A 1,053-nucleotide genomic window follows, 5' to 3' on the forward strand; every position below is an offset into this window, starting at 1 on the left:
GATCGTGATCGTCAGCGTCGCTTCGGAGGTGCTGCCATCGGCGTCGCTGATCCGGTAGCTGAACACCTCCGTCAGGGTCTGGCCGTCGCGGAGGCCGTTGACGGCAGCATTGCCGTTGTCGAGCAGATAGCTGTAGCTGCCGTCGGCGTTCAGCGTCAGGGTGCCGTAGGCTCCCGAAAGCCCGCTGCCGACCGTTCCCGACGTCGTGCCGAAGCCGACGCCGGTCACTGGCCCGCCGGTCGCCGGGCCGTCATTGCCGGCGCTGTCGGCGACATCGCCGGGGCCCACGCCGGAGAAGACATTGCCGTCGACCGTATCGGAGGCGTCGTCCTCCGCGATCGTTGCAGTATCGTCCTGCGCCTGCGGCACGGCGTCGGCGATTGCGATCGTCAGGGTGCCGGTCGCACTGCCGCCGCCGGCATCGCCGACCTCCAGCGCAAACACGTCATCGACAGCTCCGCCGCTGTGGTCCTGCAGCGTGGTCAGCTCGTAGCTGTAGCTCAGATCGCCTTCGATCGGCACGCCGCCGACCGTCGTGCCGGGCGTGAAGCCGGTGATCGTCAGAATGCCCTTCGGGGTCGTCACCGTGATCGGCGATGTCCCCAGCGCCTGGAGCTCGGCCAGGGTGATCACCCGTCCGCCGACCGTCACCGTCGAAAGACCGTCCGGCGCCGTCACCGTCACCGTGCCGGTCGTCGTCTCGCTGGCGTCCCCGGCATCGCCAAGGCCGCGCTCGCTGACGCTGTTCTCGCCATGCGCCGCGCCGTTCATGTCGCCCGGCACGATCTGCGTCGTGCCATCCGTGCGGCCGGTGATCGTGATGGTCAGCGTCGCCGTCGACTCGTCGCCATCGGCATCGGTGATCCGGTAGGTGAACACCTCCGTCAGGGTCTCGCCGTCGCGCAGCGCGTTGACCCGGGGATCGCTGTTGTCGAGCGCGTAGCTGTAGCTGCCGTCGGCATTCAGTGTCAGCGCCCCGTAGGCTCCGGAGAGCGCGCTGCCGACCGTACCGGTGGTCGCGCCGAAGCCGACTTCGGTCACCGTTGCGCCATC

At 68.9% G+C, this 1,053-nt stretch carries 1 protein-coding gene; it reads right to left on the bottom strand.

All coding sequences use genetic code 11. The features are described 5' to 3' along the window. A partial coding sequence (locus DK26_RS28280) for a VCBS domain-containing protein (RefSeq protein WP_198162432.1) occupies nucleotides 1-1,041 on the bottom strand: 1,041 nt, incomplete at its 3' end. Nucleotides 1,042-1,053 lie beyond the last annotated feature (12 nt).

This window comes from Allobosea sp. WAO (assembly GCF_001509835.1).
Classification (GTDB): Bacteria; Pseudomonadota; Alphaproteobacteria; order Rhizobiales; family Beijerinckiaceae; genus Allobosea.